Consider the following 18,348-nt stretch of genomic DNA (forward strand, 5'->3'; position numbering starts at 1 on the left):
CATAAAAATTATAATGAGAATCATTTTCATTTATTTGCAGCTGTTTCCAGCATTCAGCATCCGCTTCTCTCCCTTCAAGAACAAAGGAAACATCGATGGCTGTCCATCTCAATCTTCAGGATTTTTTCAAACCGACTTTACTGGTGTGTGCCTTGCAGGCAGCGCTCCCATTCTTCGTTAATGCAGCGCATGCACAGACTGCGCAAGCACCGACTACTACGCAGCTGGAAGCGATCACGGTGACATCGAGTGCCGACGCATCGGCGGAAGGTTTGTCGAAAGCGTATGCAGGCGGGCAGGTAGCACGCGGCGGGCGCGCTGGTATTTTGGGTACGCAGGACAATATGGATACGCCGTTCTCCATTACCAGTTATACCAATGAACTGATACAGAATCAGCAGGCGCGTAGCGTCGCGGACGTGGTGCAAAATGATCCCTCCGTGCGAGTAGCACGCGGTTTCGGAAATTTTCAGGAGTTATACGTCATTCGGGGTTTTCCTGTTTATTCAGATGACATTGCCTACAACGGCTTGTATGGAATGTTGCCACGTCAGTTTGTGGCTACTGAGCTGGTCGAGCGAGTAGAAGTTTTCCGTGGCGCAAACACCTTCCTCAATGGTGCGGCACCGGGTGGTAGCGGTATCGGTGGGGCAATTAATCTGATGCCTAAACGCGCGACGAACGAACCGTTGACACAATTCACCGCAGGTATAGAAAGTGGTGGGCAAGCGTACGGTGCGGTCGATATAGCGCGCCGCTTTGGTCCTGATCAAAGTACAGGTGTTCGCTTCAACGCAGCGCGTCGTGATGGTGAAACATCGGTGAAAAACGAGAATCGTGAGCTTAGCGTTTTGGCTATCGGTCTCGATTGGCGTGGTCGTAATGCGCGCTTGTCGGCAGATATCGGTTATCAAAACCATCGCATTGATCAGCCTCGTCCGAGCGTAACGCCGAATGGTGGTATCCCGCGTGCGCCAGATGCTTCCAGCAACTTTGCTCAACCTTGGACTTACTCGAAGGAGAAGGATACTTTCGGTACCTTGCGTGGCGAATTTGACCTGAGCGATACCGTAACAGTCTGGGCGGCCGCAGGTGTGCGAAAAGGAGATGAGTCCAATGTATTGGCCAACCCGAGATCTGACGCAAACGGCGTTACCTCCACGTATCGCTTTGATAATGTACGTGAAGAAACAGCAAAAACCGGAGAGATAGGTATACGTGCCAAAGTCGTCATCGGCGCAGTAAAACACAATTTGGTCGCTTCCGCTTCTATATTCTCGCTGGAGAAAAAGAATGCGTACGCATTCTCTGATTTCGCTGGTTTTGCGGGCAATTTGTACAACCCGTTTCCGGTAGCTGCGCCTCCTGCTACGGCATCGGTCGGTGGGAATTTGAACAACCCGTTGCTACAAGCAAAGACAAAAACTTCCAGTTTTGCGATTGCTGACACGATGTCCTTCGTTGATGACAGGGTATTGCTTACACTTGGTGCCCGGCATCAGAAAATCGAAAGCAGCTCCTTCGATTACAACACTGGTGCGCCGGATTTATCAAATTCAAAAAGCCGTCTGTCTCCTGTCGCAGGTCTTGTGTTCAAAGCTTCAGATAAAGTTTCCCTATATGGTAACTACATCGAAGCCTTGGTTGATGGCGGAAATGCACCTTCAACCAGCCAGGGTGTGGCAATGCTGAATGTGGGAGCAGCATTGAATCCATATGTATCCAAGCAAAAAGAAGTCGGTGTTAAATATGACGGTGGTCGTTTTGGTGGAGCCTTGAGCTTGTTTATGACTGACCGTGCAACCGGTCGAGGTGTTAATCAAATTTATGTCATCGACGGCAAGCAAGAAAATAAAGGTATCGAGTTGACCATGTATGGCGAGTTACAACGAGGCCTCCGTCTGCTGGGTGGGATAACCGCGCTGGATGCCAAGCAAGTGGCGACGGATGGCGGCTTTAGTGGCAAGAAAGCGATCGGCTCACCGGATACCCAGGCTAACGTGGGTGTCGAATGGGATGTGCCAAATCTAAAAGGACTGACACTTACCGGAAGAGCGCTGTACACGAGTTCGCAGTACGCGAGCCAGGATAACTCCCTTAGCATCCCTTCGTGGACACGTTTGGACATAGGCGCGCGCTACCTGACGATGCTAGGTGGTAAATTGGTTACCTTGCGTGCTCGTATTGATAATCTGACTGATCGCAATTACTGGGCGTCTGCCGGTGGTGCAAGTGCTACGGATAACTACCTTGTTCTGGGCGCTCCACGTACTGCCACCCTGACCGCTTCCGTCGACTTCTGATGACGGGTACCAAACTCAGGCGCTGGGCCTGGATCCATAAGTGGTCCAGCCTGGTATGTACAGTGTTCATGCTGCTGCTATGCGTGACCGGCTTGCCACTGATCTTCCATCACGAGATCGGGCATTTGCTCGGTACCGAGATAGAGGCGAAGGAGATGCCTGCGCATACGTCGCGCATCAGCATGGATCGCGTGATGGAGATTGCGCTGGCGCAGCATCCGGACAAGGTCGGCATGTTTGCCTCGCAGGAACCGGACGATGATCGCATCTGGTTCGTGACGCTGGCGACAACGCCGACTTCTGAAGTGGATATGAAGCAGGTAGCGGTGGATGCGCGTACTGGCGAAGTGCTCGGACAGCCACCGTTAAGCAGTGGCTTTATGTACATCATGTTTTCGCTGCACGTGAATCTGTTTGCCGGTCTGGCCGGGATGCTGTTCCTCGGCTTCATGGGCATCTTGCTACTGGTGGCTATCGTGTCCGGTGTGGTGTTGTACGGACCATTCATGAAAAAGCTGGAGTTCGGCACGGTACGCGCTGAACGATCCAACCGTCTGAAATGGCTGGACCTGCATAATCTGCTCGGTATCGTGACGCTGTCATGGTTGCTGGTAGTCGGTGCGACAGGTGTGATCAATACCTGGGCTGATTTGCTGGTGAAGTACTGGCAGTTCGATCAGATGGCAGAGATGGTCGCGCCATACAAGGGCAAGCCGCCTTTGACTGAGCTCGGCTCATTGCAAAAAGCAGTGGATGCGGCGATCACGCTGGAGCCTGATATGAAGATGGGCTTCATCGCGTTCCCCGGTACCAGTTTTACCAGTCCGCATCATTACGGTATTTTCATGCGTGGAACGGAAGCGTTGACTTCGCGTTTGTTCAAGCCGGTACTGGTTGATGCGACTACCGGTGAGGTAACGGACAGCCGTACCTTGCCGTGGTATTTGACGGGTCTGTTGTTGTCGCAGCCTTTGCATTTCGGTGATTACGGTGGCCGTCCTATGCAAATCATGTGGGCGATACTCGACCTGATTTCCATTGTGGTACTAGGCAGTGGTTTGTATTTGTGGATAGTACGGCGCAAGACGAATGAGGCGCGCATGGAGAAGCTGATACAGGCGCATCAGTTAGAGACCTGAAAGAATATGAAACCTGCTCACACTGCAAAACGCAGTAACTTCTGGTTCGTCTGGCGCATGCCCTTGCTGCTGGCTGCGCTGACCTTGTTCGGCCTGATCATTGCATTGGTCAAGACCGGTGTCTGGCACTGGTTCGCATGGGCTGCTTTGGCTGCACCCATCGTAGTGGGGCTGTGGTATAGCTTTGTACGCTCAAAAAAATAGGCGGCGACGCGTCAACGTCACCGCCTGTTTCACGCAGTTAATCAGTAACGTTCCAGCCAGTGCGCATATGGCGCCGGCAAAGTCCACGAAGCACGTTCAACCTTGAGTTCTTTCGCTGCCTGGTAAGTCCAGTGCGGCGTAGCCAGGTGCGAGCGTCCGACCATGACGATGTCCAGCTGTTCTTCTGCAACTACGCGTTCGGCAATTTCCGGCGTACCAAAGCCCCAGGCGGATGAAACCGGTACACCGGCTTCGCGGCGTACACGTTCGGCGATTGAGCCGAGGAATGCCGGACCCCACGGAATGGATGTTTCAGGAATCGTAAAGCCGATGCTGACACTGATCATGTCCATGCCGGCTTTTTTGAATTCGCGGACCAGATTGATCGATTCCACCAGCGTTTCTTCATCACGGCCGTCGTATTCGAGTACGCCGAAACGGACGGTCAGCGGCAGGTTTTCCGGCCACACCGCACGTACTGCGCGCAAGGTTTCCAGCAGGAAGCGCGCACGGTTTTCTGCACTGCCGCCATAAATGTCATCACGCTGGTTCGAGTGTGCGGAGAAGAAACTCTGCGCCAGATAGCCGTGTGCAAAATGCAGTTCCAGCCATTCAAAGCCAACGTCACGTGCGCGGATCGCAGCATCGACGAAGTTTTGGCGGACACGGGCGATGTCGTCCAGTGTCATTGCGCTTGGCACTTTCGGCAAACCTTTGCCAAAGGCGAGGGCGGACGGTGCGATGGTTGGCCAGCCGCGGGCATCATCTTCAGCGATATGGTCGTCGCCTTCCCATGGGCGGTTGGCGCTGGCCTTGCGTCCGGCGTGTGCGATCTGGATGCCGGGTACGGAGCCGGCTGCCTTGATCGCTTGCACGATAGGGATAAACGCTTGTGCCTGTTCTTCATTCCAGATGCCGGTGCAGGCAGGTGTGATGCGACCTTCAGGCGCGACCGCTGTCGCTTCGACGATCACCAGGCCAGCGCCGCCGCGTGCCAGGCTGGCGTAGTGAGTCTGATGCCATTCGTTGACGACGCCGTCGACCGCCATGTATTGGCACATAGGCGGGATGGCGATGCGGTTGCGCAGGGTGATGTCTTTAAGTGTGTAAGGCTGGAATAGGGCGGACATGATGGCTTTCGGTAAGTTATCTATAAATAAATGATCTGTGTGGCGCGTTCGATGCTTCGTTAGTTCGTATATATACGAACAATGGAAGAAGTATAGCGCAAAGCGTATAATGTTGCTCATGCGTCCTTTTAAACATCCTGCTGCCAGTGAGTTTTCGCTCGAACGTGTGCTGTATGCGTTGAGCGATTCGATACGTCTGGACATCGTGCGTCATCTCGCACGTGTTGATGCTGCTACTTGCGGTGAGCTGGATGGCGGGCGTCCCAAATCTACCGTCTCCCATCATTTCAAGGTATTGCGCGAGTCCGGCCTGGTGCATACGGAAAATACCGGCACCATCCACATGAATACATTGCGCCGCGCCGATATTGAAAGCCGTTTCCCCGGCTTGCTGAACGCCATCCTGGCGCAGCACAATTCCTGAGTTGCTTGCCGCGACTTGCGGATAAATTAATCGCGATACAGCCTAAAGACGACTGCGTGTTGAGCGCTGCGTGAGGAGGGAGATGTGTGCCGAAACTGCAGATAGGCAGGTGTTTCAGCAATAGAATTGGTACCGGTATATTTTCGAACCGCCGGCTCCGGTGTGATGGGAAACATAGTATCCGAAGATAAAAAATTGCGATGTCGGCGCATGTTGCGACTTCTTGTAAGAATGCAGGAAGTTAGTTGCAGCAATTGCAAAATTCATCGCGCTGGATGTCATATGTTTTCGGTATCGGAACGCTGCATCATTTCACTCGGCGTCATGTCCATGATCTGCCGGAACGCGTGACCGAAGGCAGCGACGCTGCTAAAGCCCAGTTGCGATGCCAGTTGTTTGATAGATGTGTGGCCATTGCCCAGCACTTCGACGGCTGCCATGATGCGTGCGCGTTGCCGCCATTCCTTGAAAGTCAGATTGGTCTCAGCCGGAAACAAACGCGTGATGGTGCGTGCTGACGCACCTGCAGTGTGCGCCAGTAATTCCAGTTCGCTATCGTTTGCCGGATCGGCCAGGATGATGTCTGCGACGCGACGTGCACGCGCATCGTTAGGCATGGGCATGAAGGTGGCTGCATCTTCATCTTCCGCCAGCTCAAACAAAGCCAGCTCAATCAGCAGCGCAATGCGACGCGGATGTTGCGATGAATTCAAACCAGGTTTGAACGCAGCGAGTATGGTTTCGCGTAACAAGGGGCCGACTGCCACAACAAACTCTTTTTCCAGCCGTGGTGCTGCCGGATGCCGGGCCAGCATCTCCGATGGAATCAGCAAGGCACGCATTTCTATATCTGCCAGCATATCGACCGCATGTTCTATCCCCGGCGGCAGCCAGACGGCACGTGCAGGCGGCACCAGCCAGCGTCCTTTCGGTGTCGTCACTTGCATTACGCCGCTGGACGCAAAGAGCAATTGCGCTTCGCGATGCACATGCAAACCCAGGTGCGTGCCGCGTGGATAAAACCGGGCTTCTATATTCATTACATTTCCCGAGACGGTAACTGATTGCAAACATGCAGTTTGGCGCATGGTCGATGTTGCTTGTCTTCCTATCGATGACTGGTCATATTAACCTAGCGGCTGTTTTTAAGGAAAGCAGCTCATGGATCAGTCCCGGAATCAACCTCGCAGCGTCATCGCATACATCAACATCGCCCACTTTATCGATCACTACGCCATGCTGGTATTCGCAGCGGCGGTGATCGTCATCGCGCCGGTGTTTGGCATGAGCTACGGCGAGTTGCTGCCTTACGCGACGCCGGGTTTTGTCGCTTTCGGTGCGGGTTCGCTGGTCACAGGCTGGCTGGGTGATCGCTGGAGTCGGCGTCACATGATGGTGATTTTCTTCGTCGGCATCGGCGCCGCGATGATGGCGGTAGGCTTGACGCAGACACCACAGCAATTGGGCATCGCCTTACTGGCAGTCGGTTTGTTCGCTGCGATTTACCATCCGGTCGGTACTGCCATGCTGGTCGCACATGCTGAGAGATTAGGGCGCGAAGTCGGTGTTAACGGCGTCTGGGGCAATCTCGGCGTGGCGTCGTCGGCATTGATTACCGGCATCGTTTGCCAGTACCTGGGCTGGCGCTGGGCGTTCCTCTTGCCGGGCCTGGCGACAATAGTAATCGGGGTCTTGTTTGCCATCAGCATTCAGCATGAAGCGCGCGCTGTGCGCAAAGGAGGGCAGCAGAGTTCGGTGCGTGTTTCCAAGGATGCGATGTGGCGCGTGATCGCGGCGCTGGTGATCACCATCATCGCCAGCTCGACAACCTTCAACGCTTTCACTGTCGCCATGCCTAAGCTATTTGCAGAACGTCTGTCAGGCATCACGGTGAATGCTGCATTGCTGGGCGTGATCGTCGCAGGGACTTATGTGTTCGGCGCCCTTGCGCAGTACATCATCGGCCATTTGCTGGACAGGCACTCGCTGAAAACCTTGTTCCTGCCGTTGGCATTCACACTGGCACCGCTGCTGTACTTCAGCGCGAGTCTGTCCGGTCTGCCGTTGATATTGACTTGCATAGGCATCGTGATTTGTATCTTCGGTCAGGTCACGGTGAATGACGCGATGATAGGCAAGTACACCAGCGATGAGTGGCGCGCACGTGCCTATTCCGTGCGCTACTTCCTCGGCTTCACCGCAGCCGGTGTGTCGGTCGGCGTGGTCGCAAGCTTGCATGAGCGTGGTGGCTTTGGCTTGATGCTGCAGGCGCTGGGAGGTTTGTGCGTGCTGGTGATCGTTGGTGCGATTTGTTTTCCGCAAGAGCAGCGCGTACCGGATTAAGCGTGCAGGTATATCTGCCAATAAAAGTTTTTTTGCTATAAACCAAGAACCGCATATCCGCTGGCGGAGGTTCTGACTTGGTGGTAAAGTGCGTCGATTATTTTGTTACGGGGTTTCAGTATGGGCTGTTCCAGTTGTAGTTCTCTCACAGGCAGTACACTGGCAAGGTAGCTCATCTCCTCATCGCTACCTTGCCGCAATGGCGGGTAGTGGCATACCGGACTGACGGTTCTCGTTAGTCCTTTATCTACTCCCTAGGTTTTCTATTACATAGCTGGTCCCTGCGTTGCGCGTGTGCACCGGACAGGGCCTGGCTGCGTTGTATCTGGCTGACGGCATGCCAGGCTGATTTCGCTATGGACGCGTAAGCGTGTCGTCACATATGGCTGTCATCCTGTCTTGTGCCGTTGTCGCCGATACCCCTGAATACAAGGTTTTTTAATATGTTAGAGGCAGCCGTTCCTAGCAAGACTGAGCGTTCCCTGCTCGCGGTCACTCCCAATCGCTGGGACTGGGCCTTGCTGCCATTGGTGCTGTCGGTACTGGTGGCGGCAGGTTTCGGTGCGATGCAGATGGCCCGGCCATTCGTGGTCGGTGAAGTGACGCCTATCTCGCTCGACCCATCGAATCTTCCTTACTACCTGTTGCGCACGATTTTGCGCATGTTTATCGCGCTCGGCTTTGCCTTGCTGTTTAGCTTTGTGTTTGCGGCGATTGCGGCCAAGTACCGCGCGGCCGAGAAGGTGATGATTCCGACGCTGGATATCCTGCAGTCGGTGCCTATCCTGGGTTTTCAGGCGATTGCGATTGCGCCGTTCATCGCATTGTTTCCGGGTAGCTTGCTCGGTGTCGAGTGCGCCGCTATCTTTGCGATTTTTTCGTCGCAGGCGTGGAATATGGCATTCAGCCTGTATCAGTCGATACGTACAGTGCCGCTGGAGCTGAATGAAGCGGCGCGCGTGTTCCGCCTGTCCGGCTGGCAGCGCTTCTGGCGGCTGGAGTTGCCGTTTGCGATGCCGGGCCTGTTGTGGAACATGATGATGTCGATGTCCGGCGGCTGGTTTTTCCTGGTCGCGGCGGAAGCGATTTCAGTGGCTAACCAGGATATCAAGTTGCCCGGCATCGGTGCTTATATCGCGGTAGCGATCGAAGAAAAGAATTTGCACGCCATCCTGTGGGCGATTGTGGCGATGCTGGCCGGTATCGTCCTGTATGACCAATTGTTCTTCCGCCCGTTGCTGGCCTGGGCCGATAAATTCCGTTTTGAAGAATCGCAGGGTGAGACCGAACAGCGTTCATGGTTGCTGAACTGGGGACGTCGCAGCCGCTGGATGCGCGCGGGGACTGACCGCATGTGGGCGATGCTGCGTAGTACGCTGGGCTGGTTCAGCGTCTCGTATGACGGCACTGCGCCACGTGCAAATCCTCGATCCATCAATCCGGTGTGGATGCGGGCGTGGAATGTTTTCTTGCTGGTTGCAGCTTGCCTGGCCTTATACCGTCTGGCGACCTTTGTGCATAGTGATGTCGGCTGGGCCGAGGTCGGGCATGTGGTGTGGCTGGGATTGATTACCTTGACGCGTGTGTTGTTGCTGATCGCGCTGGCCTCGCTGGTGTGGGTGCCGATTTCAGTATGGATAGGTTTGCGTCCCAGGTATTCGCAACGTGTGCAGGCCGTAGCGCAATTCCTGGCGGCGTTCCCGGTGAACCTGATGTTCCCGCTGGTCGTGTATTTGCTGCTGACCCTGCAACTGAATCCGAATATCTGGCTCAGTCCATTAATGGTGTTTGGTACGCAGTGGTACATCCTGTTCAACGTAGTGGCGGGTGCATCGACGATCCCGAATGAGTTGCGCCTGGCAGCAGATAACCTGGGACTCAAGGGCTGGCTGAAGTGGAAACGGGTTTATCTGCCCGCCGTGTTCCCCAGCTATATCACGGGCGCGATCACGGCCAGCGGCGGTTCGTGGAATGCGAGCATCGTGGCTGAGTATGTAACCTGGGGCAAGACCACGCTGGTCGCCGATGGCCTGGGTAGTTATATCAAGCAGATGACGGATGCGGGTGATTTCCACCGCATCGCGCTCGGCATCGGCGTGATGTGCATATTTGTAATGTTGTTGAACCGATTTTTCTGGCGCAAGTTGTACCTGCTGGCAGAAGACCGCAGTCGTTGAGGAGGCATGATGAGCCAGAATGTATTGATAGATTTGAAGGGCGTCGATAAATCCTTCCAGACTGCGGACGGCACACCTTCGAGTGTGCTGGAGCAGGTTGATTTCACGCTGACTGAAGGCGAGATCGTTGCCTTGCTTGGCAAGTCCGGTTCCGGTAAGTCTACGCTGTTGCGCATCATGGCTGGGCTGATTCCTGCCGATAGCGGTAGTGCGACGTATCGTGGTCAGACTATTTATGGTCCGGTCGCAGGTATCGCAATGGTGTTCCAGTCGTTTGCCTTGTTCCCGTGGCTGACGGTGCAGCAAAACGTGGAGCTCGGGCTGGAAGCGCAAGGTGTGCCGCCGGAGGAGCGCGAGAAACGTGCGGATGCAATGCTGGATCTGATCGGGCTGGCGGGCTTCGGTGGCGCGTTGCCGCGCGAGCTGTCGGGCGGCATGAAGCAGCGCGTCGGTATCGCACGCGGGCTGGTGACCGGGCCGGATGTGTTGCTGATGGATGAAGCCTTCTCGGCGCTGGATGTGTTAACAGGCGAAACCCTGCGCGATGACATCCTCGAGATGTGGGAAGAAAAACGTATTCCAACCAAGGGCATCCTCATCGTTTCGCACAATATTGAAGAAGCCGTGATGATGTCGGATCGTATTCTGGTGTTGTCGAGCAGCCCGGGACGCATACGCAGTGAGATCAAGATTACTTTGCCGCGTCCGCGCAATCCGGACTCTGCTGAAGTACGCGCACTCATAGATGAGGTGTATGCGCTGATGACCATGCGCACGCCGCAGGAAGCGACGACCGGTGTGGCCTTGCAGGCCAACCTCAGCTATCGCTTGCCGGAAACCGACGTTGCGCACATCGAAGGCGTACTCGATTTACTCGCAGCACCACCATTCAATGGACGCGCCGACTTGCCGGAACTGACCGAAGAAGCGAAGCTGCCGGACGAAGAATTGTTCCCGACTTACGAAGCGCTCGGCTTGCTGGGACTGGCGCAGGTAGAGAAGGGCGACATTACGCTGACTGCCCTCGGTCATGGCTATGCGCAGGCAGCACATATGCGGCGCAAGGAAATCTTTGGCCAGCAATTGCTGACGCATGTGCCGCTGGCCACACATATACGTCACAGCCTGGAGCGTGAACCTAATGGCTCGCTGTCGGAAAAACGTTTCCTGGATACGCTGGAAGAATTCCTCAAGGAAGAAGAAGCCAAGCGCGTGCTGGAAGTGGTGGTGGAGTGGGGGCGTTATGGTGAAGTCTATGAATACGACTATCACACCGGTCAGCTCAAACTGCCGGAAAACGAAGCGGAGTAATCAGGTAATAGCTTGTTCCTGCCGTGCGCTGACACCTGAAAACGCAGCGCCAGCAAAAAAATCGCAATGGCCGCACAATACTGTTTTAATTAGTACTAATTTGCCAGGTACTGCTTTAATACATAGCGACAGGATATAGCCATGACCGACTCGACACGCGTCCCGACTTTTTTCATTCCACACGGTGGTGGTCCATGTTTTTTCATGGACTGGCCGGGTGACCCGCATATGTGGGACAAGATGGCGGACTTCCTGCGCAATATGCACAAGGAGGTCGGTAGCAAACCCAAAGCCATCCTGATTATTTCCGGCCACTGGATGGAAGATGAGTTCACCGTGATGACGACGGCGCAGCCGCCGCTGATCTACGATTACTACGGTTTTCCTCCGCATACCTATCAGCTGACGTATCCGGCACCCGGTGCGCCTGATGTGGCGCAACGCGTGGTCGAATTGCTGACGGCTGCCAATATTCCGGTGCATACCGATAATCAGCGCGGCTACGATCACGGCGTGTTTATCCCGTTCAAGCTGATTTATCCGGATGCGGATATCCCGGTGCTGCAATTATCGATGAAGAAGACGCTGGACCCGGCCGAGCACCTGCAGGCTGGTGCCGCCTTGCAGCAGTTACGCGACGAAGGCGTACTCATCGTCGGCAGCGGCATGAGCTTCCACAATATGCGCGGCTTTAGTCCAGCCTTTACCGAACCGTCGAAACGCTTCGATACCTGGCTCAGCGATAGCATTGCTGCACCGAGCGCACAGGAACGTGATGCCTTGCTGACGGAATGGGAACAAGCGCCGGACGCCAAACTGACACAACCGCATCCGGATCATTTGCTGCCGCTGATGGTCGCAGCCGGTGCTGCCGGGGACGATACCGGACGTAAGATATTCGAAGACAAGGTAATGAATGTGGTCGTGTCCAGCTATGTATTCGGCGGACAGACAGCCTGACGAGTGTCAGGCCTGGCTGGTTTGCTGAGAGACTAAGGTCTTAAGCGTGGGCAGGGGCAGCTGATTTGAAGCTGCTTTTGCCGAGGTCGATCGACATCAGGGCCTGGATTTCCGGGCTTTTCGATTGGTCTGCCGGTTCTTTGCTGTAGGTTGCTGCGAAAGCAGCTTCTGCGGCACTACGGTCCATGCCTGTTTTTACCAATGCCTTGATCCAGCGCTCACGCCAATAGTTCGAACTCATGCTTGCTTCCCTTATTTAAATAGTGCCCCAAGTATATTTCTGACGGGCGTCGACAATAATATCGCCCGCATTCTAGCAAAAGATAGGAAAACTGCTAACCGCGTCGGTCAATAAAATCGCGCGCAATCATCATGCCGCCCTGTAAACATTGTGCCGGCGTCATAAAACAGTGTTCTGTGGCGACATCCAGCTCGCGGAAACCAATGGAAAGTTGTTCGGTGACGACGATGCGCGGCGCATACATGCACATGGAGGCATCTTCATAACGGGAGGCGCCGGAGATTTCGACCAGGATCTTCCAGCCTTTGTAGACTTCGCGGCGCGATTCCATGATCGTCTGATCGACGGCGGCCAAATACTGTGTAGTGCTCATCATGCTGCCTGAATACGGTAATGAGGTTTGATTATAGCGAGCTATGTCCAAACGTATATAGCGAATCCGGCCAAATGCGAATTATTTTCATCAAATTTTCAAAAAATCCGTTGCAAGGCTGTTGGCAATGATCCGTATCTTCCCGGATTCCTACAGCAAGTCGCTGCATTGTCTGATGGCTAACTCAGGCAGGTTTTTTTACGATGACGCCGCTGTCGCAGTTTTCGCCCTGATCATGCACCACATGTTTTGTTGAGTGTCGGCAAGACTGGAAATTTGCTGCGATGGGCAGGGAATCTTTCCACTGTCTTTGTTGTCAGTGACAGGTAATTAACTTTTTCAACACCTGTTTACATTATCTGTTTTGAGGCTTTCAATGAAAATGATGCAAAAAATTGCCAGTACCGCTGTGATCGCTGTCGTAGTGTTGACTGTCGCTGGTTGTAGCGGCATGTCGCGCCGTGATCGCAATATGGTGACCGGTGCCAGTATCGGTGCGGTCGGTGGCGCTATTCTGACCGGCGGCAGCACGCTGGGTACCGTGGGCGGTGCGGCGGTAGGTGGCGTGATCGGTAATGAAATCGGCCGCAGATAACAGGCAGAGCAGATACTGAGTAACCAGCTTACAGCCGTATACTCTACAAAAACACTACAAAATGGCCCGCATTACAGCGGGCCATTGCTATATGGATAGGGTAAACAGGTGTTTAAAACATAAATGTATTTCTAACAAGATAACAATTGGTTTCAACTTAAATGGCCAATGCCTGCTAAAGTTGCGACGCTAAGACTTAATAGGGGATCGCGTTGCGGTTTTTCTCGTATATTTCATCACAGTTTGTTGCCTGGTCTGAACGACCAACCAATATCAAGCTCCGTCAAGCAGCCATTGCTGCCTTCATCGCTTCCATCTTCGTAGCCATCCTGGGTGTCGCTTACACGCTGCTCTTTATCGTGCCGAACCTGCCGTCCATTGATGCGCTGACTGATTACAAACCCAAGATTCCGCTGCGTGTGTACACCGCAGACAACGTCCTTATCGGTGAATACGGCGAAGAGCGCCGTGACTTTGTCTCGGTTGCGAATATCCCGGCCAGCATGAAGAACGCGATCATCGCGATTGAAGACAATAACTTCTACGAACACGGCGGCGTGGATGTGCTGGGCGTGGTGCGTGCGGGTCTGGCCAACCTGGTACGCAGCCGGTCGCAGGGCGCGTCGACCATCACCATGCAGGTGGCGCGTACCTTTCTGCTGACGCGCAAGAAAACTTACAGCCGTAAACTGCAGGAAGTCATCCTCGCTTACCGTATCGAAAAGAACCTGAGCAAAGACCAGATTCTTGAGCTGTATATGAACCAGATCTACCTGGGGGAACGTGCTTACGGCTTTGGTAGCGCGGCGCGGATTTACTTCGGCAAGCCGATCAAGGACCTGACCATCGCCGAATCGGCGATGTTGGCCGGTATCCCGAAAGCGCCGGCCAGCGCCAATCCGGTCGTTAATCCCAAGCGTGCAACGGAGCGTCAGCAGTACATCCTCAAGCGCATGCATGAGTTGAAGTTCATCACGGATGAACAGTACAAGCAGGCGGCCGCAGAGAAACTGAACGTGCTGCCGAACGGCAATCGCTTCCGCACCCATGCCGAACACGCAGCGGAAACCGTGCGCCAGTTCATGTACGCACAGTACAAAGACGAGATTTATACCAGCGGCTTCACTGTCTACACCACACTGACCAAGGCCGATCAGGATGCCGCCTACGATGCGGTACGCCGTGGCGTGCTGGACTATGACCGCCGTCATGGCTATCGCGGACCGGAAGGGGCTATCGATCTGCCGAAGGATGAGGAAGACAGGCAGCAAGCGATCGATGATGTGCTGGCCAAGTACCCGGATAGCGACGATTTGCGCGCGGCCGTGGTGACGGAAGCAAATGCCAAACTGATACGCGCTGAATTGCTGTCCGGCGAAACGGTAGAGATTACCGGCGAAGGCTTGCGTTTCGCGGCTGCCTATTTGTCCGACAAGGCGACGGCACAAAAGAAACTGGTGCCGGGTTCCGTCATCCGCGTGGTACAGGATGCGAAAAAGAAATGGATGATCTCGCAATTGCCTGAGGTAGCTGCGGCTTTCGTTGCCGTCAATGGGCAGGATGGTTCCATCCGTGCGCTGGTCGGTGGCTTCGACTTCGCACTGAATCAATTCGATCACGTTACGCAAGCATGGCGTCAGCCGGGCTCGACCATCAAGCCTTTCATTTATTCGGCCGCGCTGGAAAAAGGCTTCTCTCCCGGCACCCTGATTAATGATGCGCCGCTGGCCGAAGACAGCGAAGGCGAGCAGGGCAGCAAAGCCTGGAATCCGGGTAACGACAATGGTAAATACGACGGTCCGGTGACTATGCGTACCGGCCTGAAGCGTTCGAAGAATCTGGTCTCCATCCGCATCCTGCGCAAGATTACCCCTGCGTATGCAATCGAGCATCTCGGTCATTTCGGTTTCGAAGCAGACAAGCAGCCAGCCAACCTGACGCTGACGCTGGGTACCGGTTCGGTTACGCCGCTGCAGATGGCGGGCGCGTACTCGGTATTCGCTAACGGCGGCTTCAAGGTGGCGCCGTATCTGATCCAGAAAGTAGTTGATGCGCGCGGCAAGGTCTTGCTGGAAGCGCAGCATCCGCAAGCCGGTGATGAAACCGCCCGCGCCATTGATCCGCGTAATGCTTTCATTACCGATTCCATGATGCGTGACGTCGTGCGTTCCGGTACTGGCTATCTGGCCAGCCAGCGCCTCGGTCGTAGCGACCTGGCTGGTAAAACAGGTACCACTGATAACGCGATGGATGGCTGGTTCGCCGGGTATGGCCGCGATATCGTCGCGGTGGCATGGATGGGTTACGACAAGCCACGCTCGCTGGGTACGCGTGAGTTCGGCGGCACGCTGGCCTTGCCGATCTGGATCGACTATATGCGTACCGCCTTGCGCGGCAAACCGGAGATGGCAAAGATAGCGCCGCCGGGCGTCACGCAGGTGGATGGCGACTGGATGTACGACGAGTACGCGAATGGCGATTCAGTCAAATCGCTGGATGTAGACGAGCAGAAGAGTTTCTGGGAACGTATGTTCAATTCTGGTCCGAACACCGAGCCACAACTGCAAACACCATCTGCACCAGCACCAGGTACGCCTGAAGAAAAAGAGAAGAAGCGCCTCGACGATTTGTATCGCGGCTAATCCGATCTGCGGCGCATGCCCAAAAAAAACAGCCACTGCAGTTTTGCAGTGGCTGTTTTTCTTTCTGAATTCACTTTAAATAATTCGCGTAAACCAGCGTCTGCAAGTGCTTGATATTGCAGCGCTTAATCTTCGCTTGTCCGTGCCTTGCGACAGCGTACCTTAAGGCAGGAACGGAACTGACAACAGACGCAAACCGATGGAGATCCAGCGCTCTTCGCTGCCGCTGCCAAAGCGGTTGCCGTAGGTGGTATCGATCTGCACATGGTCAGGCACCAGCCAGTGACGCACGCCGACCTGATAAAAAGGACGGCCTGCACTTTGATCGAACGTTTCTGCGATCAGCCAGGTACGCTCGGACAATTGCGTCTCGGAACCCAGGCCCCAGGTCGCACGATTGCGGTTATTCGGCTTGTCATGCAGCCAGCCGACATTGGTATGTAGTACGAAGCGATCGTCGCGGAAAGAGAAGCTGGCTGGTACATAAGCGTACGGCGAGCTCAACAAATGCCGCTGGCTCTCCGAACGTGGCTGCATTGCATTGCCGAAGGCCAGACCTATGCCCCAGCCATTCTTTTCCAGTGTTTTGAACAGGGTTTTACCCTGCATGATGTAGCTCTGGTTTTGCGTTTGTCCGTTTTGATTGATGGCGGAGCCGCCCAGGCTGACTTCGAGATTGCCGGTGAAATTGCAGGCCGGGATGGCCCAGTATTCGGTACTGTTTTTATTTCCCTTGACCCAGCTTTCGACCTGGCAGGCCTTGGCATCCACGATGCGCGCGTCATCGGTGATCATCGGGCGTGCAGCGTAGGTGTTCAGGCTCGCCGTGGCGGTCAAGGCCAGCAGGCTACGCAGCAGGAGGGGGGAGTGTGGGGTAAAACGCATGCCAAGTCTTTCTTGTATCTCTTACCCGCGGGTAAATAATGATGTGTGCCGGTGCTAATGCGAAGTAGCCAGCGCGACGCGTCGTCGGCCCAGATTCTTGGCCTTATACATGGCACCGTCGGCACGATGCAGTAAACCTTCGCTGGTCGTTCCGGAATCCGGATATGTCGCGACGCCAATACTGGCAGAGATATGTGACGTGAGCGTGTCGTCCAGCACGTAAGGTGCAGAAATGGCATCCACCATCTTTTCTGCAACAAAGCGGGCATTCTCCATGGTCGCGCCGACCATCACCATGGCGAATTCATCGCCACCCAGTCGCGCGACCACGTCGGAATGCCGGCTATTGGTTTTCAGGCGTGTCGCGACCGCACGTAGTAATTTGTCGCCCGCTTCGTGGCCGTACTTGTCGTTGACTGCCTTGAAGCCGTCGAGGTCGATATACAGGATAGACAGCACAGTCTTGTTGCGTTCGCACAGTGCCAGTTGCTGGCTGACGATCTCATGGAACAGCGCGCGATTCGCCAGACCGGTGAGTACGTCGTGATTCGCCTGGTGCTGGGCCTGATGCAGCATTTCCGACGCGCGCGCAAGCGAGGTACCGACTTCGTCTGCTTCGCGCAAATGCAGTGGCGGCACGATCACCAGCTTGCCAGCGCCCAATGCCAGCGCCGGGCCGGTCAGGCCATGGATGGAATCGGCGATACGACCACCAATCAACCAGGCTGCGGATACGCTGCAAGCCAGCAGGATAATCGTGGCCAGGATGAGCAGGAACAAAGTATTGCGCAGCTCATACATGATGCTTTGTGTCGGAATGCCGATGGCCAGCGACCAGTCCGACAGCTTGGAGCGGCTGAAGACAGTGTGTACTGAAGTGCCGTCGTAAGTCACGCTCTCGAACATGTCTTCATCTGCGCTACGCATGCGGCGCACGATTTCAGGCACGCCTTTCTTGCCTATCAGTTCCGGCTTGTTGCCAGTGCGGGCGACGATGGTGCCGGCGCTGTCAAAGATGGCGGCGATCCAGCCTTCCGGTACGTGTTGCTGTTGCAGTAGTTTATCCATGCGCTCCGGCATGACGCCGGCGCTCAGGCTGTAGCGAGTTTGCCGATTGCCTGGCACCGGTACAGTAATCGCAAACAGATTTTGTTTGGAGACGGTGCCAAAAAACAGATCGGAAATTACCGGCTGCTCATCCTTGAACAACTCTTCAAGGCGAATGATTTCCGTATGTGGTGGTAATGCGGAACCGTAGGGCTGATGTGTGTTCAGGTACTGGTTGCCCTGATTGTCGGACAGCACGATGTTGATGCCATCCTGGTCGCGCTGGTTTTTCAGTACTTGCTGCGCCTGATTATAAAAAGCGCGTAAATTGTTGGAGGCGAGGTAGGGGGAGGTCGCCAGGGTAATCAGCGAAGATTCGATGCTGGCGAAGTCCCGGTCAACCACCGAAATCATCGCGCGTGCGGTGCTCAGCGAATTAAGCAGCAACTGATCGCGGGCGCGCTGGTAATCATGGGCGATGAGCAGGACGGCCATTAAGGCCGCGGGCACCACGCACGCCATGACGAGTAAAACCAGCTTTGAGCGGATTGTTGGCGCGAGCTTGGTTTTCATT

The 18,348-nt window shown here is 54.9% G+C and carries 16 protein-coding genes; 10 read left to right on the forward strand and 6 right to left on the reverse strand.

Features of this window, described 5'->3' with window-relative positions; genetic code table 11:
* Positions 1-95 precede the first annotated feature (95 nt).
* From DBR37_RS08740 to DBR37_RS08750, 3 genes are read left to right on the forward strand one after another with little or no spacing between them, the layout of a single operon-like run.
* Positions 96-2,303 carry a TonB-dependent siderophore receptor gene (locus DBR37_RS08740; protein ID WP_124574039.1) on the forward strand — a complete coding sequence of 736 codons (2,208 nt, stop codon included), beginning with the start codon at positions 96-98 and terminating at the stop codon, positions 2,301-2,303.
* A complete protein-coding gene (locus DBR37_RS08745) occupies positions 2,303-3,442 on the forward strand; it encodes a PepSY domain-containing protein (protein ID WP_124574040.1) in 1,140 nt (379 codons plus the stop codon). Before DBR37_RS08740 ends, DBR37_RS08745 begins: the two co-directional genes overlap by 1 nt.
* A 6-nt stretch (positions 3,443-3,448) precedes the next feature.
* Positions 3,449-3,646, forward strand: coding sequence for a hypothetical protein (locus DBR37_RS08750; RefSeq protein ID WP_124574041.1), 198 nt, complete (start codon positions 3,449-3,451; stop codon positions 3,644-3,646).
* A 41-nt stretch (positions 3,647-3,687) separates the two neighbouring features.
* On the opposite strand, the gene DBR37_RS08755 is transcribed toward DBR37_RS08750, so the two are convergent.
* Positions 3,688-4,776: an NADH:flavin oxidoreductase/NADH oxidase gene (locus DBR37_RS08755; RefSeq protein ID WP_124574042.1), complete on the reverse strand. Its 1,089-nt coding sequence runs from the start codon at positions 4,774-4,776 to the stop codon at positions 3,688-3,690.
* A 118-nt stretch (positions 4,777-4,894) separates the two neighbouring features.
* On the opposite strand from DBR37_RS08755, the gene DBR37_RS08760 reads away from it, so the two are divergent.
* A complete protein-coding gene (locus DBR37_RS08760; RefSeq protein ID WP_124574043.1) occupies positions 4,895-5,200 on the forward strand; it encodes a helix-turn-helix transcriptional regulator in 306 nt (101 codons plus the stop codon).
* 278 nt (positions 5,201-5,478) lie between these two features.
* Here DBR37_RS08760 and DBR37_RS08765 read toward each other — a convergent pair whose 3' ends face one another.
* Entirely contained in the window at positions 5,479-6,240 is a 762-nt protein-coding gene (locus DBR37_RS08765; RefSeq protein ID WP_124574044.1) for a helix-turn-helix transcriptional regulator, read from the reverse strand.
* A 121-nt stretch (positions 6,241-6,361) separates the two neighbouring features.
* Here DBR37_RS08765 and DBR37_RS08770 point away from each other — a divergent pair, with 121 nt between their 5' ends.
* The 4 genes from DBR37_RS08770 to DBR37_RS08785 all read left to right on the forward strand — a co-directional run bounded on the left by DBR37_RS08770 (position 6,362) and on the right by DBR37_RS08785 (position 11,991).
* Positions 6,362-7,543 (forward strand): MFS transporter, encoded by a 1,182-nt coding sequence (locus DBR37_RS08770; RefSeq protein ID WP_124574045.1) that lies wholly within the window; start codon positions 6,362-6,364, stop codon positions 7,541-7,543.
* A gap of 443 nt (positions 7,544-7,986) precedes the next feature.
* On the forward strand, positions 7,987-9,720 hold the full coding sequence (locus tag DBR37_RS08775; protein WP_124574046.1) for an ABC transporter permease subunit: 1,734 nt from the start codon (positions 7,987-7,989) through the stop codon (positions 9,718-9,720).
* A 9-nt stretch (positions 9,721-9,729) separates the two neighbouring features.
* The gene (locus tag DBR37_RS08780; protein WP_124574214.1) at positions 9,730-11,031 is read left to right on the forward strand and encodes an AAA-associated domain-containing protein; all 1,302 of its coding nucleotides are present in this window, start codon (positions 9,730-9,732) and stop codon (positions 11,029-11,031) included.
* 141 nt (positions 11,032-11,172) lie between these two features.
* Positions 11,173-11,991: a class III extradiol ring-cleavage dioxygenase gene (locus tag DBR37_RS08785; RefSeq protein WP_124574047.1), complete on the forward strand. Its 819-nt coding sequence runs from the start codon at positions 11,173-11,175 to the stop codon at positions 11,989-11,991.
* Between the two features lie 40 nt (positions 11,992-12,031).
* Here DBR37_RS08785 and DBR37_RS08790 read toward each other — a convergent pair whose 3' ends face one another.
* Both DBR37_RS08790 and DBR37_RS08795 read right to left on the reverse strand, forming a co-directional pair.
* Entirely contained in the window at positions 12,032-12,232 is a 201-nt protein-coding gene (locus DBR37_RS08790; protein ID WP_124574048.1) for a hypothetical protein, read from the reverse strand.
* A 94-nt stretch (positions 12,233-12,326) separates the two neighbouring features.
* The gene (locus DBR37_RS08795; RefSeq protein ID WP_124574049.1) at positions 12,327-12,608 is read right to left on the reverse strand and encodes a hypothetical protein; all 282 of its coding nucleotides are present in this window, start codon (positions 12,606-12,608) and stop codon (positions 12,327-12,329) included.
* A gap of 373 nt (positions 12,609-12,981) precedes the next feature.
* On the opposite strand from DBR37_RS08795, the gene DBR37_RS08800 reads away from it, so the two are divergent.
* Complete coding sequence (locus DBR37_RS08800) at positions 12,982-13,200, forward strand: glycine zipper 2TM domain-containing protein (protein ID WP_124574050.1); 219 nt, start codon at positions 12,982-12,984, stop codon at positions 13,198-13,200.
* 212 nt (positions 13,201-13,412) lie between these two features.
* Positions 13,413-15,842, forward strand: a complete 2,430-nt coding sequence (locus DBR37_RS08805) for a penicillin-binding protein 1A (protein WP_124574051.1) — start codon at positions 13,413-13,415, stop codon at positions 15,840-15,842.
* A 162-nt stretch (positions 15,843-16,004) separates the two neighbouring features.
* Here the strand turns inward: DBR37_RS08805 and DBR37_RS08810 are convergent, their stop codons facing one another.
* Positions 16,005-16,727, reverse strand: a complete 723-nt coding sequence (locus DBR37_RS08810; RefSeq protein ID WP_124574052.1) for a hypothetical protein — start codon at positions 16,725-16,727, stop codon at positions 16,005-16,007.
* 54 nt (positions 16,728-16,781) lie between these two features.
* Complete coding sequence (locus tag DBR37_RS08815) at positions 16,782-18,347, reverse strand: sensor domain-containing diguanylate cyclase (RefSeq protein WP_124574053.1); 1,566 nt, start codon at positions 18,345-18,347, stop codon at positions 16,782-16,784.
* Position 18,348: the final 1 nt, after the last annotated feature.

The sequence above is a fragment of the Herminiimonas sp. KBW02 genome (assembly GCF_003852535.1).
Classification (GTDB): domain Bacteria; phylum Pseudomonadota; class Gammaproteobacteria; order Burkholderiales; family Burkholderiaceae_D; genus Oxalicibacterium.

Coding starts and splice junctions, on each gene's coding strand:
- DBR37_RS08765 (WP_124574044.1), bottom strand. CDS start 6,240: ATGAATATAGAAGCCCGGTTTTATCCACGCGGCACGCACCTGGGTTTG.
- DBR37_RS08780 (WP_124574214.1), top strand. CDS start 9,730: ATGAGCCAGAATGTATTGATAGATTTGAAGGGCGTCGATAAATCCTTC.
- DBR37_RS08775 (WP_124574046.1), top strand. CDS start 7,987: ATGTTAGAGGCAGCCGTTCCTAGCAAGACTGAGCGTTCCCTGCTCGCG.
- DBR37_RS08785 (WP_124574047.1), top strand. CDS start 11,173: ATGACCGACTCGACACGCGTCCCGACTTTTTTCATTCCACACGGTGGT.
- DBR37_RS08760 (WP_124574043.1), top strand. CDS start 4,895: ATGCGTCCTTTTAAACATCCTGCTGCCAGTGAGTTTTCGCTCGAACGT.
- DBR37_RS08740 (WP_124574039.1), top strand. CDS start 96: ATGGCTGTCCATCTCAATCTTCAGGATTTTTTCAAACCGACTTTACTG.
- DBR37_RS08790 (WP_124574048.1), bottom strand. CDS start 12,232: ATGAGTTCGAACTATTGGCGTGAGCGCTGGATCAAGGCATTGGTAAAA.
- DBR37_RS08750 (WP_124574041.1), top strand. CDS start 3,449: ATGAAACCTGCTCACACTGCAAAACGCAGTAACTTCTGGTTCGTCTGG.
- DBR37_RS08810 (WP_124574052.1), bottom strand. CDS start 16,727: ATGCGTTTTACCCCACACTCCCCCCTCCTGCTGCGTAGCCTGCTGGCC.
- DBR37_RS08795 (WP_124574049.1), bottom strand. CDS start 12,608: ATGATGAGCACTACACAGTATTTGGCCGCCGTCGATCAGACGATCATG.
- DBR37_RS08745 (WP_124574040.1), top strand. CDS start 2,303: ATGACGGGTACCAAACTCAGGCGCTGGGCCTGGATCCATAAGTGGTCC.
- DBR37_RS08800 (WP_124574050.1), top strand. CDS start 12,982: ATGAAAATGATGCAAAAAATTGCCAGTACCGCTGTGATCGCTGTCGTA.
- DBR37_RS08815 (WP_124574053.1), bottom strand. CDS start 18,347: ATGAAAACCAAGCTCGCGCCAACAATCCGCTCAAAGCTGGTTTTACTC.
- DBR37_RS08770 (WP_124574045.1), top strand. CDS start 6,362: ATGGATCAGTCCCGGAATCAACCTCGCAGCGTCATCGCATACATCAAC.
- DBR37_RS08755 (WP_124574042.1), bottom strand. CDS start 4,776: ATGTCCGCCCTATTCCAGCCTTACACACTTAAAGACATCACCCTGCGC.